A 3,636-nucleotide genomic window follows, 5' to 3' on the forward strand; every position below is an offset into this window, starting at 1 on the left:
GCAAAGAGCAAAGCTAGAGCGAAACATCTTTCAGAATCATTTGGTCCAAAAAACGAAATCAACTTAACTTAATTACGCCGTCTCCGCACACAGTTTCCGTCTCCCTTGACGAAGCTGCGACAGAAATTAAAAAAGCTCACCAGACTCTCTGCAAACGTCAGACAGCCTAACAGTGGAAGTCAAGAGCGGCTCTCTGAGCTGACGCGCGAGCTCATTGGTTCGGACGTCACCGTCGAAAGATTGCATCAGCGCCTTGGAAAACGTCCCGCTGAGCGCAGATCCCGAAAGATAACCGTAAGGTATTGCCCGCCTTTGTTTTGGAGCCTGGAGCCCCGTTTTCACAGCCCGGCCCGGCGCTCGCTACCGAAAGTTCCACCGACCCGGTCTCAGCTCCCAAACCCGAGGAAGGAACGGACTCACCGTCGACAGCCTGCAATTCAGACATTTCGGTATCAACGACCGGAGTGAGGGCCTGGATCCGGGTCGATGTCCGTGTATAGCCTCGCGAAGGAAATATGCCTTTCCCCGACACCCCTTCGGAGCTGGATATAAACGCTGGCGGGTGAGGCGCCGATGCCCTCAAAAAAGCAAAGCCACCTTCCCTCACTTGACGTACTGTGGACAGTGTTTCCGACCCCTTGGGTGAAGTTGCGAGCGAAATTAAAAAGGAGCTCACCCGCTTCACTGCAAACGTCAGGAAGCCTAACGTTGAAAGTCAATGGCGCCTCGGTGAGCTGGCGCGCGAGCTTATTTCTCTGGGCGCTAGCGTTGAGAAAGTTGCTTCGCTCGCTGGCGTTCATGCTTTGGCCATACGCTCCTGGCTCAAGAATCAAACGAAACCTGCTGCCGAGGAGCTCAAAGAAAGTACGCTTGAGGCTGGTGTGCCTCCGGATGAAAAAGCCATGGCGGCTTTGCCTCCTGCGAACAAGGAGGTGCTTCCACCTCCAAAGCCGACGCCAGACGGACTTCTAAAAATTGATCATACCGGCTCGTTGAAGTCCTCATCAGCTGACGACAACTGGGTCAGAATTGGGGTGTCCGGTCATATGATGGAGATTGACTGGAGAGACCTTCTTGACAATCTCCCAGGTACGGATGCTGGCCCGGCCGCACGCGAAGTGCCGTTAACGAAAGCCTGCTGATGGCAACCTGGACTTCAATCTTGCCATAGTCGCCGACCATGACTTTACGAAGGTGGTTGAGCAGTTTGAAAAGTCTTTGATTCTAGCTGCGCTTAAGAGGCATAAGTCGATTGTCCAATGCTGCGAAGCTCTCAATATTCCCCGCTCCACCTTTGTTGACAAACGCAGAAAGTACGATTTAACCTGCGCTGTTTTTCCTGGTACGGTGCTTGCCATCTTCTAATGGCCGTGTGCAGCTCCTGCTCTATAACAACCTCAAGGCGCGCCTCAATGCAAGAAACATGGCGCAGATAACCGAAAGCTATTCAGGGTCTCGCATCACATCCTCCTATCCAAAGTACAGATCGCGATTTTGAAAAAACCATATCAGAATTTGAACTGGCGATTCTTGAAGCAGCTCTAAAAAGGCATAGGAGCATCGGCGAATGCTGTAAGGCTTTGAATCTCCCGCGATCCACATTGGATGCTATGAGAAGAAAATATGGATTTATTTAACCTGCGTTGTCTTGTTTAAAATGTTGCAGGAAAATAAATGAACCCAAACGTTCTCCGGTCTCAGGCCACATGCTTCGATTCAGTTTCCCAAAGAAGGTCCTTTGAAACCGAAGAAGTACTCCTGCCTCTGCTGCAGCGCAACCACTGGTAATTATTTAATATTAGAATCGGCATAGTGATTGCTTTAGGTGCTTCTGTGAATGTTTTTCATCAACACTCAAAGGAGAAGCAAAATCAATGAGGTCTTCGTCACTATTGACGACACAATTCCTCGCTGCCAGCACCAGTCTTATGCTGCTGATAGGCTGTGGCGTTCAGGAACCACATCAGGACTATGACTTGCAAGGTTACTATACAAGGAACAGTGTCTGGCCGAAAAAGGAACTTGTTGTATGCTGGCAGAACACCCCGGGCTCTGAATATGTGAACGAGAAGGCATGGGTCAAGGCGAGAATCACCGTTACGTGGCAGAAGCATTCTGGACTTCGATTCAGTGGATGGGATGAGTGCCAGATCTTCCGCGACGAGGATATTCAGATTGAGATCAACAATAACGAACGTCCCCAGACCATTGGTCTCGGCAGTAACATGGACGTAATGTATCTTAATTTTCAGCTGGACAAATACTTTGGTCAAGCGTGCGTATCAAATAACCGAAATTGCATTGAGTCCACTGCGATCCATGAATTCGGTCATGCAGCCGGTATCAATCACGAGCACCTGCGCGCGGACAATCCGACACCAAGCTGTAGTCCTACATCCGGTGGTACAGTTGGTGATGAAACAGTTGGCAGCTATGATCCGGATAGCATAATGAACTACTGTAATAACATGTCTTATACCAACAGGCTGAGCAATGGTGACATTCAGACCATCAGGACCCTCTATCCATAAGTGGAAGCGAGACCTGCTCCATGTCCTTCTACTCGGAAACACGACAGTACTTGGTGCCTGCGCACGACATGTGTGGTCGGATCAGGCAGAACGGTTCAGATTTGAGCGTCGGGCTCTATTTTTTGATCAGAAGCTTGAGGTCGTCGAGCGACATATGCGCGATCTCAATCCGCAGCAGCTTGAAGCGATGAAGCAGCTGCGCTGGACTGACAAGGCGAGTTGCTCGGAGGATGTGAGCTTCTTCTACACTTTGACGATTTACGACCGAGCCGGGAACGAGGAAATCTTCCACGCTCCTGATTGGAACTGTGGCCGGGATAAAGGGAAGCGCTATATCAAGGAAGAGCCCGTGTACAAGTTTTTTCGCGCACTGGCGAAATAGTGATAACCAGAGTTTTGCGAAAACATGGTCCGGTGGAGAAATGGCTGGTTTGCGATCCTGAATGGGACCTGAAAATGAACATGAAACTTCTCAATATGGATTTATTATCAATGAAAACGTATGGAATTATTCTTTCAGCGATCACGCTGTTTTCCTCTGTTCTGTATGCTGATGCGCTTCCTTCTGGTTACGATGTGACAACGCTTCCAAGTCACGCTTCATACGCCAATTTTGAAACGATGCTTGCGACAAAGGCGCCGGGCAATGTGAGTCAGCTATGTCCAGCCTCCAAGGCTGAGTACGGCGCGAGCATCGACGAAATTCAGACAAAAATCGATGGCATCAACCCTTCGCAGTGTTATTTGTCAATACCTATGGGATTTGGAGGGGGGAGTCGATGCGTTTGGCGTGGAAGCATGATTATCAAGACCTTGGAGGATAAAAGGTACCCGACAGAGCTATGCTACGAACTGCACACGCTTCAGGAAGCCTATGACCTTGCCCTTGTCAATGGTGCATCACTTAGCGCGGAGGGGCGCCAGCGCATGAATAATTCATTGGATGGACTAGGACAATGCCTCAAGGCCGCCACGCGGCGCACTGAAATCGAAAACTGTTACGTAAGTTTTCGAGCTGCCTTTGAAGCAATATTGGCGGAATAAGCTCTTTTTATTAAGGTGAATCACCGATAAAAAAAGTGGTCGCTATTTTAGTAGCTGCCCG

Annotated in this window: 6 protein-coding genes; all 6 read left to right on the top strand. The window is 49.6% G+C overall.

All coding sequences use genetic code 11. From position 1 onward, the window contains the following. Positions 1–617 precede the first annotated feature (617 nt). The 6 genes from VE954_RS33545 (at position 618) to VE954_RS33560 (ending at position 3,575) form a co-directional block, all read left to right on the top strand. Positions 618–1,142 carry a hypothetical protein gene (locus VE954_RS33545; protein WP_324961276.1) on the top strand — a complete coding sequence of 175 codons (525 nt, stop codon included), beginning with the start codon at positions 618–620 and terminating at the stop codon, positions 1,140–1,142. A 52-nt stretch (positions 1,143–1,194) separates the two neighbouring features. Beyond that, a complete protein-coding gene (locus tag VE954_RS44545; protein WP_414699053.1) occupies positions 1,195–1,365 on the top strand; it encodes a helix-turn-helix domain-containing protein in 171 nt (56 codons plus the stop codon). Between the two features lie 140 nt (positions 1,366–1,505). Beyond that, positions 1,506–1,637: a helix-turn-helix domain-containing protein gene (locus VE954_RS44550; protein WP_414699054.1), complete on the top strand. Its 132-nt coding sequence runs from the start codon at positions 1,506–1,508 to the stop codon at positions 1,635–1,637. 237 nt (positions 1,638–1,874) lie between these two features. Next, complete coding sequence (locus tag VE954_RS33550; RefSeq protein ID WP_324961278.1) at positions 1,875–2,531, top strand: hypothetical protein; 657 nt, start codon at positions 1,875–1,877, stop codon at positions 2,529–2,531. Between the two features lie 154 nt (positions 2,532–2,685). After that, a complete protein-coding gene (locus VE954_RS33555; RefSeq protein WP_324961280.1) occupies positions 2,686–2,913 on the top strand; it encodes a hypothetical protein in 228 nt (75 codons plus the stop codon). Positions 2,914–2,987: 74 nt separating this feature from the next. Next, the gene (locus VE954_RS33560; protein ID WP_324961282.1) at positions 2,988–3,575 is read left to right on the top strand and encodes a hypothetical protein; all 588 of its coding nucleotides are present in this window, start codon (positions 2,988–2,990) and stop codon (positions 3,573–3,575) included. Positions 3,576–3,636 lie beyond the last annotated feature (61 nt).

This window comes from Oligoflexus sp. (assembly GCF_035638955.1).
Lineage (GTDB): Bacteria > Bdellovibrionota_B > Oligoflexia > Oligoflexales > Oligoflexaceae > Oligoflexus.